Genomic DNA, 16,838 nt, shown 5'->3' on the forward strand with positions numbered 1-16,838 from the left:
TGGATTTATGAGTATAAATATACGGTATAAGACGGGGGGATATGTCCTGGCTTTTTATCAAGTTAGTTTTTTCAGCATAGGCGCCACTCTGTGAATTCAGCTTCGCCTCCCAATGTAACATCGGTTGCAATTTAAAGCTCCTTATACTATTCTGATAGTCAGATACATAACGCTCTTCCGCTAAAGGTTGTCAGGTCCAGAAATAAGTACTTAAAAATTTTAAAAAATGAAATTAATTGTTACATTTGCATCCCGCCGTTGAAAAAGCGGCGGTTACCGGTTCGGGACGTAGCGCAGCCCGGTAGCGCACTTGCATGGGGTGCAAGGGGTCGCTAGTTCGAATCTAGTCGTCCCGACGAAGCTTTAAAGGCCGTTTCAGTGATGAGGCGGCCTTTATACTTTTGTTTTAAGCATTGTTTAATATCCAACAAAAAAATATCCTCTATTCTATGAAATTTATGAAGACCATGAAAACTATTATTCTGCCAGCATTCCTATTGTTTATAGCAATTTTTTTTTCTTGTAAAAAAGAGAACAACGGGTTCAATAGTTTGGTTGACCTTCAGGAAACAGCGCCAGGTATTGACTGTATAAATGGCGGTATTGTTGTAAAAAGCGGCTTGGATAAGAATAGGAATAATCTGCTGGATACCGATGAAGTAACAGGTGTAAAGTCTGTATGCAATGGACAAAATGGGACAAGTACGCCTACAGATAAACAGGTTATACTTTCCGACTATACGGGTGGAAATACAACCACATCAACAACAACGGGAGATATATATGCAACTTTTCCCGACTTTGACAAAAACAACTATCAGAATGTTGACTCCATCATTTTTTGTGCAACAGCATGGTCATATGGACCAAAAGCTCTGATTGAGCTTTATAATATTTCAGATGGGGTAGTTATTGATAATAGCCTAATCACGGCAACGGAATCTTTCAACAACAGGAAAATACATAAGTCATCTAATATTTTGAATAATCTCCCTACTTCAAAAAAGGAAATAGGCGTCAGGATACGTAGTGCAGCAGCTGGTAATACGGCTTTGGGTATGGTTTACCTAATTATCTACAAAAAATAACGTAAGGTTATGGGTATAGTAACTAACCTTTTGGGTTGATAGAATTACCCTTTTATTGCCTTTCGACATGGGTGCAAGGGGTGCTAGTTCGAATCCAGCCACCCCGACGAAACATCTAAAGTCCGCTCTGGTAGCGGACTTTACGATTTTAAAAATAAGTGGGCCAAAAACTTAGCCAAAGAATTTATGGCAGAAGAACTGGAATATAGACCGCTTGAATTATACCATGCTGGTGGCGACATGTCCGTCAGCTGGTATTTTGTACTGTACTTTCGCCATCCCGTGACGCAGAAAATGGAGCGATTGAAACCCACGTTTAACATCAATAGGTTGAAGTCAAAACAAGATCGTTATGCCTATGCGAAGAAAGTAATCAGACGAATAAACACTAAGCTAAAAAAAGGCGAGATTAATCCATTTACGAAGAGGAATTTAACCCTAGCGCCATCGCGTGTTCTAATAAGTGAGGTTGAAAATATCAACGACAAGCATGTTAATAAGATGAGTGAGGAAACCAAGAAATCATATAAAACACATATCAACAGGTTCCGTGATTTTTTGGACGACAAGGAAATGATGACTGTATCTCCAGAGGATTTCGACGCCAATTTAGCCCAGGACTTTCAACTCTATTTTCAGGAAGACAAAGAGCTAGCGAATCCCACGGTAAACGCTAACGTTGGCAGAATGAGAAATTACTTTGACACGCTTCGCAAGAAGAGAATGGTTATCGTAAACCCATTTCAGGATGTAGACTCTCTTCCTGAACGCAGGAGCTTTAAATATGTGCCTTATAGCGAGGATGAAAAAAAGGCAATCGCAAAAAAGCTAAAGCGGGACAGCCCATCCCTGTATCTATTATCACAAATTATATATAGCTTCTTTGCCCGTCCGAAGGAAATATGTTCGCTCACAAGAGCTGATTTCGACTTCAGTAAGGACACAAAATATCTTATACTTAAACACAGCACGATTAAGAATAATCGTACATCCTACCATCAGGTAATGACACCACTGTACAATTTGCTTTTGGAAATGGGAATTGATAGGTATCCGATGAACCGAAGAATTTTTGCCGATATCGTTGGAGATAGCCATATACCTGAGCTACAAAGAAAGGCAGTTACCTATCAATGGCACAGATTGATAATCGAAGGACTCGGGATAGACAATAATCTTTATGCCCTGAAGCACACTGGAAATTGTGATCACATCATAATGAACCCTAACTATGACCTCCTTTGGTTGAAGCAACAAAATGGACATGCCAGTTTAGAACAAACACAAGCATATATTCGTGATTTGCCAATTCGGAGGCTGATTGAATCCAATGTAAATGTCAGCCTTTTTGGATGCTAAAGAAAGCCCCGGCAACTGCCGAGGCTTTAATACCGTTTGGAACATATTTTAATTTAAACTAGCTGGCTGTACGGCCTGATACTGCGTAGTTCTTCCTTTTTATGGGTTTCTTCATTTTCGATATCATAATCATCTTGAAGGCCTAACCAAAATTTTGCTGTTGTTCCAAAAAAATGGCTAAGCCGAAGCGCAGTATCTGCTGTGATACTACGTTTACCTTTAATAATCTCTGCAATTCTTGTTTGAGGAATATTAGTCTCTTTGGCTAAACGATAGGCTGTTATGTTAAGGGGTTTCAGAAATTCCTCAAGCAGAACTTCACCTGGATGGATGTTTGGCAACTGTTGCATAACTGACGGATTTGTGTGTAGCTCTATCACAATGGGACGATTTCTTGCAGGAAAACTGTGATAGAAACGCGGTTTAAAATGGTCTACAATATGTAGGACTGTTTAATGACTTCGTACAATAATTGTTAATCAAAACGGGAATTAAATAAAAGCAGAAACTTCATAGAAAAGGGACAAGAGACATAGTATAAATTTATAGTTAAGGGATATAGAACACGAATGATAACTTCACAGCAAGGGATAAGAGACACATACAATAACGGTATAAACTAGCTGATGTGGTAGTCCTCAATACGAACATTGCTCGCATTTCCGTCCTTCCATTTGAAGACAATTCTCCATTGATCATTGATACGGATACTACAAAGTCCCTTATATTTCTTTCCTTTCAATTTCTCGAAGTGGTTTGAAGGAGGAACAATTAGATCCTGATAATCTTGAGCGTTATTTAGCATAAAAAGTTTTCGTCTGGCAACCACTTGAATCTCTACAGACCATTTTCTAACTCTGGTACCTTCAAATACTTTTTTGGTGTCTTTACAATCAAAGGATAAAATCATACATTAATACCGTTTCTCGTTAGTAACGTCAAAGGTAAGTACTCTTATCTTATTCACCAAATATGTTCCTACTAAAACACGAGATTTTCTGCCAATCCACTACCTTCTACCCGGCAAGACGATAAATATATGTATTTGTTTGTATGTTAACAGTTTAGGAGGGCAAAGGGATAGCCAATTAAGAAAACTTGCTCCCGAACCCGCGCCGTCCCTGTCGGTGGCTCGATACGCTTTTGAAATTTTCCGGGATATATGACTGAGGTTGCGGCACAAGGGTAGAGCGCGTTGCTGGAGTACCGTTACACAGGAGCGTTACTGTTACTCTCATTATATATAATTGAATATTAATTGTTTATACTGTAATATTACGTCGTATAGACATATATAAAGAGTTACACGGATATGAGGGCAAATGATTGCTCGCCAGCTGGGAACTTTAATAGATTAGATGGACTAGCGGTATTGTAGTTGACCTGTTCCCCTCAACATAAGCCTGGATGGCGTTGTAGTACTAGACCAATGGATGTATCAGCGAATTGCACCAACAAACCGACTACCTCTGGTTGTAATAGGAACAGATTTAAGAACATGAGTTCCCCAAACAATCTGATCATGCACATCACTGAAGTGGGTTGCGTACCGTTGTGGATAGTCTGGATACCGGTTTGTGTATTCGAGATGTTTATCTTTCTTTGTCTCGCCACCAGTAGTAATTGCTAGGGAGCGGTCCATGCTGGTTATAAGACAGTCGTTGTACTTTCTGTTGAACCGGATCAACGGTGCTTCTACGGGATCGGTATTTTTATGCAATTTCTTTATGCGCTCAAACTTCACACCGTGACTTGGGGGTTTAAATGTGTAGATAGGAATGACACACCAACCGCCAGCTGTCAGCGTTTCAATTACAAGTTGTGCATAAGTTTTCCCAAACGGATTCTTACCGATAGCTGTTGAATCATGCACATAGTATACTGTTTTGTCTCTGTGCCCTGACATTTTCATAATGAAGCTGTTACAAGCATCTTCAAGCCCTTTGGGCTGTTCCTCATATACTTGTCGAACAAAGTTCAAAGTCTCAAAACTCTGTCCAGGTAACTTTGCAAACTGCGTGACGCATATCGGGGATATACTGGCCTGGTAATCCGCTGCAATGATCAAGGGTAAGTCGGGATCAATATCAGTGTCCATTTCATAGAAATGAACATCGTCTTTGATTTCAGGATAAAACCCTTTTCGGCTTCTTTTAGGATCATGGTTGCCTATTGCGATATCATACTCCTCCTCTCCAAGATCTTGCCTCTGTGAGTCCAGATATTCCTGCCCGAGCACCTGGAGATTATCTGCTGATGACGCTTCCGTCACGTTGATCATCGTTTTGCGCAATGGAGTTAGAACACTTTCGATTTCAGCAACCTTTAAGTCAACTTCTCTCTGCTGATTATCTGTCATCTTTTCATAGCCGTCTTTCAGCCTGTTAATCTCCAATTGAAGATCCAGTGCTACCTCCACAGCATCAGCATTTACCTTCTTCTTATAATCCAATATCCACTGTATCTCGGAAAGATCGTCTGTCCACTTATCAGTGGCGAACCAATAGGACTGATATTCTGGTAGATGACCGAATTCCTTTCTCAGCCCTCTAACGCTTTAAGGATCTCTTTAAAGACCCTTTGTTTAAAAAATTTTGCCTCGTCTCCAATAAGCCATTGAAGCGACAACCCGTTTGCGCAGCCCCGTACTGCAAGGCTCAGTAGGGCGTGGTTTCCTGGGGTATAAAAAAGGAGGACCTCTTACATCCGGATCCGCCTGTATATGCCAACTATTCTAATGATGAAGCGAATCCTGATTGGCATTTGGAGTTGCCCTCAGAAGCTGGTTTGTTAATGTTAGCGGTGCATAATGGCGTTTTAGGCGGATTGCTGTTTAATGGCAACTGTCTGGATGCAGTTAAACCGGAAGTGGTTAATTATATTAAAGATAACTGGCAGGAGTTGGAAGATATTTCTAATAGCTCCCAACGGATCTATACCAGGGACTATGCCGAAATGATTAGCCTGTCATTTGACAAAGACCAAAACTGTTCTGGTATTTTTATCGGTACCAATGACCGCGACCGGTTTAATAATATGTTAGATCATTTAGATATAAACTGGTTTTATTTATCTACTGAGGATATGGATGATGAAGATGATGAAGATGACGAGGGGGAGGAATAGCGCATTTATCCAACTACCATCCCGGTGATCTGGCCTATTACAGATAATAGACCTTGTCGTAAGGCTTTTTCGGCTTACATCATATCCAATACCGGATGAGGGACATATGGTTCTTCGAGCGCTTTTATTTCATCATCGGAAAGCTTAATATCTAAAGATCCAACTGCTTCTTCAATATGACAGACAGCAGTGGTGCTATATGTAGCTCCATCCCATCTATCCTCTTCAAACGCAGACCTAAGAAAAAACAATGAGGCCAACATATTCGGTCGGCCTCATTTGCTTAAAGCAGCTCATTATTGTTTATTGCTTCAAAACCTTATATTTTTCCATGATTACATTACCATCTTTCACCTCCACAATATATACGCCGGCTGGCAATGACCTAATATTTAATGATATCCTGTTAAAGCCTTTTACAATTGATGTTTTGTGACTGTATAAACTTCGTCCGAACATATCATGAACATTGACTGTTACTGGTTTGAAAATGGAGGAATTTAATTCAAGTTGTATAAAGCCCTCAGTTGGGTTGGGGTATACTTTTCCAGTAACAGGTTTATATTGTTTTATTTCTTCCAAAGGCGGTACAAAGACCGGTCTGGCTCCACTGCAGCCATCAGGAGCTATCACCTGATCACTACTAACATAACTGCTGTTGGTAATAGTACCCGTATAAGCCGTTCCTAACTCAGCGGTAGCTATTCCCGGGTTGGCGTTATTATCCAGCGGCCAGTATACAATGAGATTTGCAGCATTAGGATGACAACTACCCAATAATTTATCCTTCCAGGCATCTATCGTGCCGGCAGAAAGCGCCGTATTCCAAACACGCACCTCATCTATTGTACCATTGACATAACAACAACTTGGTTCCCCACCTGCCATAAAAGGAGCCGTGTTAGTAGTGCTTGTATTGGCAGGTATAGCGGTTGCTGAGAAGCTGAGGGTTTGCTGAACGCCATCTATGTACACTTTCAGGCGGTTCGCATCGCCGGTTTGTGTCCCATCGAATACGGCGGCTATATGATACCAGCCCCCTGGACTTACTGCATTTGCGCCGGTAAAACCATAAGTATTACTGCCGTTGCCCACCATAAAATAGATGGAATTGTTATTGGGCCCAATATGAAGCATGATTCTGTCTGTAAGGGAAGTGGCTTTACGCATGATAGTTGTCCAGGTACTCACCGTTGCGTCATATTTAAAATGCGCTTCCAATGTGAACTTGGACGCATTGTTAAGTTGCGTTACATTCCCCGTCGTTATCCGCCCGGATGACGAAACCGTTACCGCATTACCGCAACCGCTGGTATCAATAACCTGATCACTCTCAACATAACTTCCGTTACTTATAGTGCCTGTATAAGCCGTTCCCAGTGCAGCTGTAGCCGTTGTCGCGGTTGCGTCATTATCCAATGGCCAGTATACAACGAGATTAGCAACATTAGGATGACAGCTGGTGAGTAATTTATCTTTCCAGGCGGTGATAGTGCCGGCTGACAGAGGTGTGCTCCAAACACGCACCTCATCAATAGTACCATTCAAATAGCAACAACTAGGCTCCCCACCTGCCATAAAAGGAGCTGTATTGGTGTTGCTTGTGCTTGCAGGAATGGGACTCGACGAAAAGCTAAGTATTTGCTGAACACCGTCGATGTATAATTTCAGACGGTTGGCATCGCCCGTTTGCGTGCCATCATAGACAGCGGCAACGTGGTACCAGTTGCCAGGACTTACGGCATTGGCGGCTGTATAACCATATGAATTGGCGCCATTTCCTACCATAACGTAGATAGAATTATCGTTTGGCCCGATATGAAGCATGATCCTGTCTGTAAGGGAAATACCTTTACGCATGATAGTCGTCCAGGTGCTGACAGTCGCATCATATTTGAAATGCGCCTCCAGGGTAAATGTAGACACGTTTTTAAGCTGCGTGACGTCTCCTGTTGTTATCCTGCCGAGCGACGAAAAGGTCACCGCGTTGCCCGGACTGCCGCTGGTAACAGTGACAGTCATCGAATCCCTGGCTATCGCCGCCCTGTCGTCAACAACGCTCAATTGATATTTATATATGCCGGCTGTCGTAAGTCCTGAAACGGTTGTAGAACTGCCAGTCCCTGATGGGGTAGCAATAGATCCTCCAGCCGGGCCGGAATATTTCTTCCATACATACCGCACGATTGTGCCGTCTGCATCAGTGGAAGTGCTGCCGTTTAGCGTGGCGGTACCCGAACTTGCGGAAATCGTTGTATCGTTACCCGCGTGGGCTACAGGAAGTGTATTTACGGCAAGACACTTATTCTGCCCGAGAAACCACTCATAAATATTGAGCACGCCATCCTCAAGAAAAGGGTACGCATGAATGGAAAATACATATTCTGGTGCGGTATTATGTGGATGCGGTGTCACTGTGCCGGCAGGCCATATTGTAAGAAGTGGTTTTACCTGGGGATTAACAGCATTAAGCCTGTTGATAGAATTAATGGTTGTGTCGCGACTGGTAGTGACATCATCATACGCATGAAAAGCCCATACAGGCAGCTTAGCAGCCGAAACATTGGCTGCTCCCGTTGAGTTCAGTGCTGTGTTCCATGCAGAGATTGGGACTACGGCAGCTAGTTTCTTTGCATTGGCACTCGAACTATTTAAATAATTAAAAACACCGGCGCCACCCCAACTATGACCACTAAGATAAATTTTACAAGTGTCAACCTTCAGCGAATCTATTCCATATTTAACCATCGCATCGATATATGCGGTGGGCCAGGTAGTTGTCGTCGGCCCCAAAGGCTGTAAGACTATGAAGGTGTCTGTTTTGTTATTCCAGGTAGCTCTCAGGTTGTTATTTTGCCAACCAACTTCGCGCATCGGCCCCCAACCCGTCAGATTCCAAACGGGTGCACCTGGCAAAAGGGATGTGTCGTTGCTCTGTAATGCGCCTCCCCCATGCAGAAATATAATTAGTGGATATTTCCTCGTAGGGAGCGAGGCGTCATGTGTAGAGGGTTTAGATTGGAGGAAAGGCACTACTTGTCCTGTACTAGCCGTTACCTTTTTGGCAATAACTTGTGCATTTACAAAAGTGGTTAGGCTTGAAAGAAGTATACAGAAGGTAAGGCATCGCCCAACCTGCTTTGTAATTTTTTTCATGGCATAAATGTTTAATGTTAAGGTATTCCTTAAAACCTTGTTGCTTGGGACATTTTACCGCTAAACTGAATGATACCGGAAAAACGAAGAGGAACAAACGATTTTTGGGGTGTTGATAAAATGGGTTGAACTACAATACTATGCTCCGATCTTAAAGGGATTGTCTTTAGTTAACCTAAGTTATGATTATTATACTATAAATACCAATATCCTGTGCTTTTTTATAATAAAAAAAAGTGTCTATCATGTAAACACTACTGGTAAACTTCTATTGTATACTCCGGCTTTATCACACATCAGAATGATAGACCACACGAGATAAATAATCTTTCCGCAGTGTTCGGATAGCTTACTGTCGGCTTACCATCTGCCTGGAATCGGCTTACCATTAGAATGCTAAAATGGTATTAAGAGGCTATTTAATGGGTATCTATATATCCATGGGATATTGAAGTGCCCTTTAAATACTATTTTGATGTCAATAAGTATTATTATTGGTACCTTAGTCGGATACGACAAGTAAGCTATCTATAACCTCAAAAAACCTTTTTATGGCCGTTGTTAAAGACAATATTCGTCCAAATTCAAATGGCTAAAGAAATTTCAACAGAACCGTTTATCCCGCTGAATGAATGGATTAAACTAAACGCGCTATAAATGAAAAGATCTATTATATTATAGTAGTGTTAGCCAGCACGCTTTGAATGTCGGGGCCTATTTATTTGGCCTGCGTGAAAGCAAGCTTTCACGCAGGCCAAATAAATAGGCCCCGGCATTCTTATGCTATTAATATTCAATATGCGTCATGGTTTTTCTCGTTTTGACAGTTAGACTAATCGATTATTCATAAGATTAATATCCTTTTTGTCTGACTGATCACCTCTCCAATTTCCTTAAATCCGTAATAAACAGGTTAGAAATTTGTCCAGTCGCCCCGGCTATTTATCGATTGAATTAGCCAGCATATTTGCTGAATGAAATTTCACCTATTCCCTCATCAATTGAATCAGATTTCGAAGGTCATGGACGCCGGCATTCCCATGACCGGCGACATTAATACTTATAGTTAGCGGCTTCTTCGATGACTTTAAGCACTTCCATCGGATGCGACAGCATCATGACATGAGAAGAAGGTAGCTCGACGACCCTGGCATTCATCCTTTTGGCCATAAAACGCTCAAGGTCCGGATGGATCGTCTTATCGTTCTTCGCTACTATGAACCAATTAGGCTTAGTCTTCCATGCAGGCTCTCCGCCTTTATCGTCAAACACGGTGTGCGCGGCTGGTACCTGTGTTGCGTATAACAGTGCCTGCTTTTGGGGACTCTGGTCGTCCGCGAACACCCTTTTTACCCCTTCTTCTGAAATGAAAACAGATCCCCCCGACGATATGAGGTACCTGGTCAGTTCGGTCTGGGGCGCGTTTGCCGATAGGGCCAGCACTGATTCCCCGTTGTCGGGACCATAGGCGGCCAGGTAGACCAGACCAACCACTTTAGGATCGTTGCCCGCCTGTGTAATCACCATGCCTCCCCAGGAATGACCGACAAGTATTACCTTACCTTTAGCCAGATCGATGGCCTTTTGTGTTTCAGCTACATCATCCGCCAGACTGGTTACCCCATTTTGAATAGACATTACATGATAGCCTTTTGCCTGCAGTTGTTCTATCTGGTGGGTAAAGCATGAGCCGTCGGCCCATATGCCATGTACAAAAATGATCGTTGGCTTTTCGCCATTGTCCGACTGTCCCGAAGCTTCGGTGGCAAACATAGAACTTAAAAGTAAGAGTGTATATACTGTTTTCATGACTTTTTATTTTATAAATGGGGTTGTTAAAAACACTTCGCGTTCATCGAGCAGGGGAATGATCCCGCCGGCCGCTAATTTTTTATAATGATCCGAGCTTACATGCGCCTGCTGCGCTGTGGCACTTGTGTAACCTTCAGACAGCAGCAATGTGTTGGCATCGGAATTGTCCTGGCACACGGTGTAAAAGAGATTGCCTTCTTCAGCTCGCGTTTGCGTATGGAGCGATGTCAGCAGCTGTAGTAGCTCCTGCATTTTGCCTTCTTTGACTTTCCAACGCGCAAATACGTAAACAGGTGATGTCGCCATAGTTATTCATTTTTATGCCGTAAGAACTCAGGCTTCTAAAATAGTAACGACCCTTTGGGCCACCCCCTGTGCGGAAGCCGGGTTCTGGCCGGTCACCAGCCTTCCATCCGTAATGCTGTACGCTTTCCAGGGAGTGATACAGCTATAGTCGGCACCACGCTCCTTCAAAGCGTCTTCCAGCTCGAATGGAACGTCTTCCCTTGCATAGTCGAATTCCTCTGTAATACTGAAGCCGGTTACTTTTTTTCCTTTGACCAAATAAGAGCCGTCGTTCAATTTGACGTTGATCAGGCACACCGGCCCGTGACATACGGCGCTCACTACTTTGCCATTCTCATACATCGTGGACAATATTTTCTGAACCGTCGGATTATCCGGCAGGTCGGCCACAGGAGCAAGACCGCCGGGTACAAATACAGCATCGTATTTATCTGTGATAACATCTTCAATTCTGCCGCTATTCTTAAACTTACCCGGCCCATCACCTTTTAGAAAAGCTTGATTGACCGGATCTTCCGGCTCAACCATTTCGATAGGGGCCTCGCCGCCTTTAACGCTATAGACGTCGATCTCATATCCCTCTTTTTTAAAAACTTCGTAGGGGTGGGCCACCTCAGGCAGCAAATTTCCTGTGCGACGCTTTTTAGGCCCAATTACATTGGTGCTGGAGACAATGAATAAGATATTCTTCTTCATAATTTGACAAATTGATTAGTGATGGATTAGGAGATATATGGTAGCAGTACTGACTTAACCCAAAATTAGAACGCTCGACGAGCATTTGGAAATAACCCTATTAATAGATGATATTAGAATATTAATAGGTTATAACTATCTGAGAATGTTTTTTCACTTGTCCGCTTAGTTTGTGCTGGCAGGAATGGGACTCGACGAAAAGCTAAGGATTTGCTGAACGCCACCGTTAAACTGAATAATACCGGAAAAATGAAGGGGAACAAACAATTTTTTGTGGGTGTTGATAAAAATGGGTTGAACGACAATTGCCCCTGAACTTAAACCTAAGTGTAATAGCATCTCACAAAATAACTTTGCAAGAGCTATTACACCTTAGGTTAATACAGTGCAGATTAACCCTAATAATTTTTTAAACAATTTCACACTAAGCCATAGCTGTAGCACCAGCCCAACAAGTCAGGTATGGCTAAAGAGCAAAAAGTAACCCATTCAAATCTGGTAGTTTCCTAATACTTAAAAATATTTAGAAAATATCATGGGGGAGAAATTGACATAACATTGACTGTCATTGACCCTCCATATATATTTCCATAAACAGCTAAATTTGATGTGCGACTAACTCCTCCTGGGCCTATTACCGTTTCAGAATAATACTGCTTATAAGTTAATACCCCCTGATAATAGCTTTGCTCAAGGTTTCCAACGGATTGCATAGTACCATGAACGCCGCCCCAGGAAAAATTGGCATCTGTGATACTCGATGCATTGCTGTTGGTCGTCATTTGCGTCAAAACATACATGTTGCCTGCTGCACCAGTTAGGGAAGCAGTTCCTGAAAATATTTTCTTTGGCGGGTCTCCGGCACCAAAGGGTTGAATACTTTCTGTTTTAAGAGTCCCTTTTTGGATCAAAAGATTCTTTTCATACAAGAGATAATTATCAATCATCTTGTCAAACTTCTCTGCTCTAAACTTAGCTATTTCCTCTTTTGAATAATTAAAAGCCTTCTTTGTACCCGCAATATTCCTGACGTACAAAGCATAGTCAAAATAATACTGCAAAAGACTTGCTTCAACTGCCGGAGTATTAGAATCAGCCGTCGTAGCTGTTTTTAAAGACTCCGGGGTTTCCGGTGTAATATCAGTGCTTTTTTTACACGAGACGGATAAAATCACCAGACAGATAGTAATAAGGGGCAAAAGCCGATTTTTTCTCATAGAATTTAGTTTGTGTAATGAATGAAATAAACCAGATCAAAAGGGCTAATTAATACGGGTTAATCTGAAAAGTCTGCTACAGTACGTATACCAGGTTCAAAAAACTCTATCTCAATTTTTACTTTTTTTTGTAACTAGAATATAACGACAATATGAAATCGCAGGGCAAGGATGTCAGAACAATGTATGGATATGATATTGATGGCCTCACCCTCATACATGTTAACAGCGATACTGCACCTATTAGGGGGATCGTGGCAGCGGCCTCTTATTCTCTATCAATCGCGATTTCCCTCTTTCCGGCTTCTGAAAACCTGGCCTTCCTTCCTGGTAAACTTGTAATTAAAGCTAAGCCTGAACCTTGCAGCATTAAAATTGTCGGTTTGGTCTATGATGTAATTTTCCCCGCTAGTCACCGACCTTATTTTGCGGGAGTTCAAAACGTTGGTTCCGTCCAGGGTTAGCGTCCCCTTATCTTTAAGCACGTTTTTGCTTAACCCTGATGAGAGGTAGTGGTAAGGTCTTGTATGTCTTTGCGCATTGTTGCCAGGACCCTGCAAATCATACCTGCCCTGAAACGCCAATCTCCAGGGTAGCTTAACATGTATATTGATCCTCCCATTCCAGGAAGTGTTTGTAAAGTCAAAATCAGTTTCTTTATAGTAACCAGTTTGCCTGAACCCGTAAACGCCAAACTGTCCGTTAAGGGCTAACCATTGTACAGGATCATAAATAGCGGATAACTCAACACCGTAACGGTTTTCCCTGTCCAGATTGAACGGCATTGTTATAAAGGTGCCTTTATCATTATGGTAGGTGTACTGCTCAATGGCCGCCGTTGTGAAATGTGCATATACCGTCGGATTAAAAGTAAACTTATCCCATTGCCTCAGCAATGCCAGTTCAATGACGTTGGTATAAGCGGGGTTTAAGTCAGGGTTCCCGACAAATTGTGCATTGAAATCCGTTAGTTCATTGAAGGGGTATAAATACCATAATTCAGGCCGGTTGATCCGTTTTGCATAACTCATTTGAAGAGTCGATTCTTTACCCATTGCATAGCTCAGATTGATGGTTGGGAATATCCTGCCATAATACTTCCTTTTATTAAAAACGCCTCCCCTGTCCCGGATTCCGATTTGCGTCCATTCGTATCTCAAGCCCAAAAGGTAATTGAACTTGCCAGGTTTGCTCCTGTATTGCGCATAGGCGCTCCAGATACTTTCATTATAATTCAGCTTATTGTCGATATTATCTAATGTTACCCAATCCTTGTCAAGACGTTGCTCCGCCCTGAAATCGCTTGACACAGATCTGTTTTCCCCTTTAAGGCCTAATTCCAAAATCGATTTATTTTTTAAAGGGTTCATCATATCCGACTGTATGACCAGGTCTTTGCTGCCCCCGATAGAAGTTGTTCTAATGGGATACAAATCGGTCACTGCGGGAAATGTTTTTTGGGTCAGCAGGTCCCAGGTTTTATCACTGTTCCAGAAGTCGTATTGCAGATCAATCGTGAACTTTTTGCCCTCTTTATCAAAAGTCCTCGTATAGTTTGATTCCAATTGATTATAACTGCGAACTTCTTTGGATCTCCCGTTCCGGGCTATGCTGCTGTCGATGCCTGTACTCCCAAAATCATAATCCAGGGTCGTCCCGTCTATATCTTTTGTGGCATTTCTAAAGAAGGCCAATGTGAAGGTGTTCCGTGGATCAATGAAGTAGTCGCCTCCGAAATAAACAAGCCTGCCATCATCATGCCTGTTTTCATGCTGTACCTTGCTGAGTGAGGCAGCCGTAATACCTGTTGTCGTTTGTTTCATGGTATACAACCCTACATAATCCGAATAGCGGCCGCCTAAGGTAGCAAACAGGTTCAGTTTGCCTGTTCTGTAGTTCAGGTTAGTATTCAGGTTATAATCATTGGGAACACCCAATACCAACCTGGCCTGGCCGCTAAGCCCTTCTTGTATATTTTTTTTGAGCACAATATTGATAATCCCGGCAGCGCCGGCAGCATCATAACGGGCAGAGGGGCTGGTTATAATTTCTATCTTTGCAATACTGGCAGCTGGAATTTGCGTCATCACATTGGCGAGCGTAAGTCCCGAGCGTCTGCCGTTTATCAGGACTGTTACGTTGCTGTTGCCCCTCAGCCGGACAGCGCCGCCTGGTTCAACCGCAACTGAAGGTATGCCGTTCAAAACGTCGCCAGCTGAGCCACTTTGGAACAGTATGTCTTTACCAATCAAATATACTTTCTTGTCAGGCCTCAGCTCCAGTCCGGGTTTTTCCCCGGTCACTACCACCTCGTTGAGCGAGGTAGTACCTTCTTTCATAGCCAGCGTGCCCAATTCCAACTTTGCCGTTTTGCCCGTCACCGTTAATGAGTGGGTATACGCCTGATACCCCATGTAAGTAATTTCCAATACATAATTGCCCGGTAGCAATGAATCGATTCTAAAATACCCGTTCTGGCCGGTCAATGCGCCCACTATTGTTTTTCCTACACTGTCTTTAACTATCACCGGAGCATAAATCACAGGCGCTCTTGTCTTTTCGTTCATCACTTTACCTGATATAGCACTCTTATTCAGGTTGCTCTGGCCTGTGATTGATGGCTGCTGCCCATAAAGGGTAAAGGGATAAATGGATGTGGTCATACCTATCAAAAGGAAAGTCTGCATTGTCTTTCCGGATATAATTGCAGGGAGCAGCAACGATGGATAAAGCTTTTGCCCGATCCGGGAACACTTGTTTGCATCGTATAGAATGGCCATAGTAGTTCTGAAATGTTTCAATGCAAATGAACACCATTAAAACAGCCGCTTCACAGCATTTTGCCAAACCACAAATTGCAAACCCTATAAAGCCTGGTTGAACCTCTTTTTTGAATACAGTATGAAAATGTGCTGAAAACGGTTCAAAAACGGTTGTTCGTCGAAAAGTTGCCATGTAAAATGTCAAAACACTAATTTTGGTTTGATAAAAAAGTTACGCGAACAGACTAATACAGTTATGACGAAACGTTTTTATATAGCGGGGAACCGGCTACTTACCCATATCCTTTTCTGGATCAGTTATCTTTTGGTGTACACCAGCGTACATGCGGATGGGGAAGGCAGCCTTTTCAATTATTTCCTGATTGAATTACAAAGGTTGCCGGCAGCAATGCTGGTACCCTATATTAACATTTATGTATTGTTTCCCCGCCTTTTTAAACAAAAAAGATATATCGCTTATGCTACATCTGCGATAGCGCTCCTGTTTGTGGCTTCTCTGTTGGACCGCATATTAGTGGAACGGTTTATCGAGCCTACCTTTTTTCCGGATACAACCTACTATGAGGCCATCTTTGTATGGTATCTGATCTTCAAAGTGATGCTTTGGTTTCTGGCGCCTGTACTTTTGTTTACTCTCCTGGTTAAAATGCTGGAACATTGGTTTGACCAGGAACGGATCCACCAGGATACGCTACATGAAAAACTGGAAGCAGAATTGAATTATCTGAAAGCCCAGGTACATCCACATTTCCTGTTTAATACCCTGAACAATCTTTATGCCCTTACGCTCCAATCTTCCACCGATGCGCCGAAAGTAGTGCTGAAATTATCGGGCCTGATGAGCTATATGCTTTATGATTCACAATCGGAAGACATCTCGCTTGATAAAGAGATCGCACATATCAGCAATTATATCGAATTGGAAAAACTGCGTTATGGCAACAGGCTGGATGTTTCACTTAATGTATCGGGTGAAATTGAAGGTAAAAAAATAGCACCTTTGCTCCTGATCCCATTCGTGGAAAATGCCTTTAAACATGGAGTAAGTCATGAAACAGATAACGTATGGGTTACTATTGATCTCAAAGTAAAAGATGAGTGGTTAAGCGTAAAGGTCGAGAACAGTCATACAGGGACGGATAGCAGCCAGGCCGACAACGTTACTCATGGGGGCGGGATTGGCCTGCTTAATGTAAAGCGAAGGCTTGATCTGCTATATCCTGAAACGCATAAATTGATCTTACAAAAGGAACCGGAACATTATACTGTTGACCTTAAAATAAAATTGCAATAAT

Annotated in this window: 13 protein-coding genes and 1 tRNA gene; 5 read left to right on the forward strand and 9 right to left on the reverse strand. The window is 42.4% G+C overall.

Translation table 11 applies throughout. The annotated features are described in order from the left end of the window. The first annotated feature begins 282 nt into the window (after positions 1-282). The 3 genes from BLR32_RS25195 to BLR32_RS25205 all read left to right on the forward strand — a co-directional run bounded on the left by BLR32_RS25195 (position 283) and on the right by BLR32_RS25205 (position 2,447). Positions 283-356: transfer RNA gene (locus BLR32_RS25195), tRNA-Pro, on the forward strand. Between the two features lie 111 nt (positions 357-467). Next, positions 468-1,088 (forward strand): DUF7151 family protein, encoded by a 621-nt coding sequence (locus BLR32_RS25200; protein ID WP_143011582.1) that lies wholly within the window; start codon positions 468-470, stop codon positions 1,086-1,088. A 186-nt stretch (positions 1,089-1,274) separates the two neighbouring features. Continuing rightward, a complete protein-coding gene (locus BLR32_RS25205) occupies positions 1,275-2,447 on the forward strand; it encodes a tyrosine-type recombinase/integrase (RefSeq protein WP_089835816.1) in 1,173 nt (390 codons plus the stop codon). 53 nt (positions 2,448-2,500) lie between these two features. Here the strand turns inward: BLR32_RS25205 and BLR32_RS25210 are convergent, their stop codons facing one another. The 3 genes from BLR32_RS25210 to BLR32_RS25220 all read right to left on the reverse strand — a co-directional run bounded on the left by BLR32_RS25210 (position 2,501) and on the right by BLR32_RS25220 (position 4,899). Further along, the gene (locus tag BLR32_RS25210; protein ID WP_089835818.1) at positions 2,501-2,797 is read right to left on the reverse strand and encodes a HigA family addiction module antitoxin; all 297 of its coding nucleotides are present in this window, start codon (positions 2,795-2,797) and stop codon (positions 2,501-2,503) included. Positions 2,798-3,066: 269 nt separating this feature from the next. After that, positions 3,067-3,357 carry a type II toxin-antitoxin system RelE/ParE family toxin gene (locus BLR32_RS34655; RefSeq protein ID WP_089835820.1) on the reverse strand — a complete coding sequence of 97 codons (291 nt, stop codon included), beginning with the start codon at positions 3,355-3,357 and terminating at the stop codon, positions 3,067-3,069. A 528-nt stretch (positions 3,358-3,885) separates the two neighbouring features. After that, positions 3,886-4,899 carry a hypothetical protein gene (locus tag BLR32_RS25220; RefSeq protein WP_089835822.1) on the reverse strand — a complete coding sequence of 338 codons (1,014 nt, stop codon included), beginning with the start codon at positions 4,897-4,899 and terminating at the stop codon, positions 3,886-3,888. A gap of 215 nt (positions 4,900-5,114) precedes the next feature. Between BLR32_RS25220 and BLR32_RS25225 the strand changes: the two genes are divergently transcribed. After that, on the forward strand, positions 5,115-5,573 hold the full coding sequence (locus tag BLR32_RS25225; RefSeq protein WP_089835824.1) for a hypothetical protein: 459 nt from the start codon (positions 5,115-5,117) through the stop codon (positions 5,571-5,573). 303 nt (positions 5,574-5,876) lie between these two features. On the opposite strand, the gene BLR32_RS25235 is transcribed toward BLR32_RS25225, so the two are convergent. The 6 genes from BLR32_RS25235 to BLR32_RS25260 form a co-directional block, all read right to left on the reverse strand. Next, positions 5,877-8,729, reverse strand: coding sequence for a LamG-like jellyroll fold domain-containing protein (locus tag BLR32_RS25235; protein ID WP_089835828.1), 2,853 nt, complete (start codon positions 8,727-8,729; stop codon positions 5,877-5,879). A 1,053-nt stretch (positions 8,730-9,782) separates the two neighbouring features. After that, a complete protein-coding gene (locus BLR32_RS25240) occupies positions 9,783-10,538 on the reverse strand; it encodes an alpha/beta fold hydrolase (RefSeq protein ID WP_089835831.1) in 756 nt (251 codons plus the stop codon). Between the two features lie 6 nt (positions 10,539-10,544). Then, positions 10,545-10,847, reverse strand: coding sequence for a putative quinol monooxygenase (locus BLR32_RS25245; protein WP_089835833.1), 303 nt, complete (start codon positions 10,845-10,847; stop codon positions 10,545-10,547). Positions 10,848-10,874: 27 nt separating this feature from the next. Beyond that, positions 10,875-11,543 (reverse strand): type 1 glutamine amidotransferase domain-containing protein, encoded by a 669-nt coding sequence (locus BLR32_RS25250; RefSeq protein ID WP_089835835.1) that lies wholly within the window; start codon positions 11,541-11,543, stop codon positions 10,875-10,877. Positions 11,544-12,076: 533 nt separating this feature from the next. Next, positions 12,077-12,760 (reverse strand): hypothetical protein, encoded by a 684-nt coding sequence (locus BLR32_RS25255; protein ID WP_089835836.1) that lies wholly within the window; start codon positions 12,758-12,760, stop codon positions 12,077-12,079. A gap of 278 nt (positions 12,761-13,038) precedes the next feature. Next, entirely contained in the window at positions 13,039-15,447 is a 2,409-nt protein-coding gene (locus tag BLR32_RS25260; RefSeq protein ID WP_176842426.1) for a TonB-dependent receptor, read from the reverse strand. 331 nt (positions 15,448-15,778) lie between these two features. Between BLR32_RS25260 and BLR32_RS25265 the strand changes: the two genes are divergently transcribed. Next, positions 15,779-16,837, forward strand: coding sequence for a sensor histidine kinase (locus BLR32_RS25265; protein WP_089835840.1), 1,059 nt, complete (start codon positions 15,779-15,781; stop codon positions 16,835-16,837). Position 16,838: the final 1 nt, after the last annotated feature.

The organism is Chitinophaga filiformis, from assembly GCF_900102545.1.
Lineage (GTDB): Bacteria > Bacteroidota > Bacteroidia > Chitinophagales > Chitinophagaceae > Chitinophaga > Chitinophaga filiformis.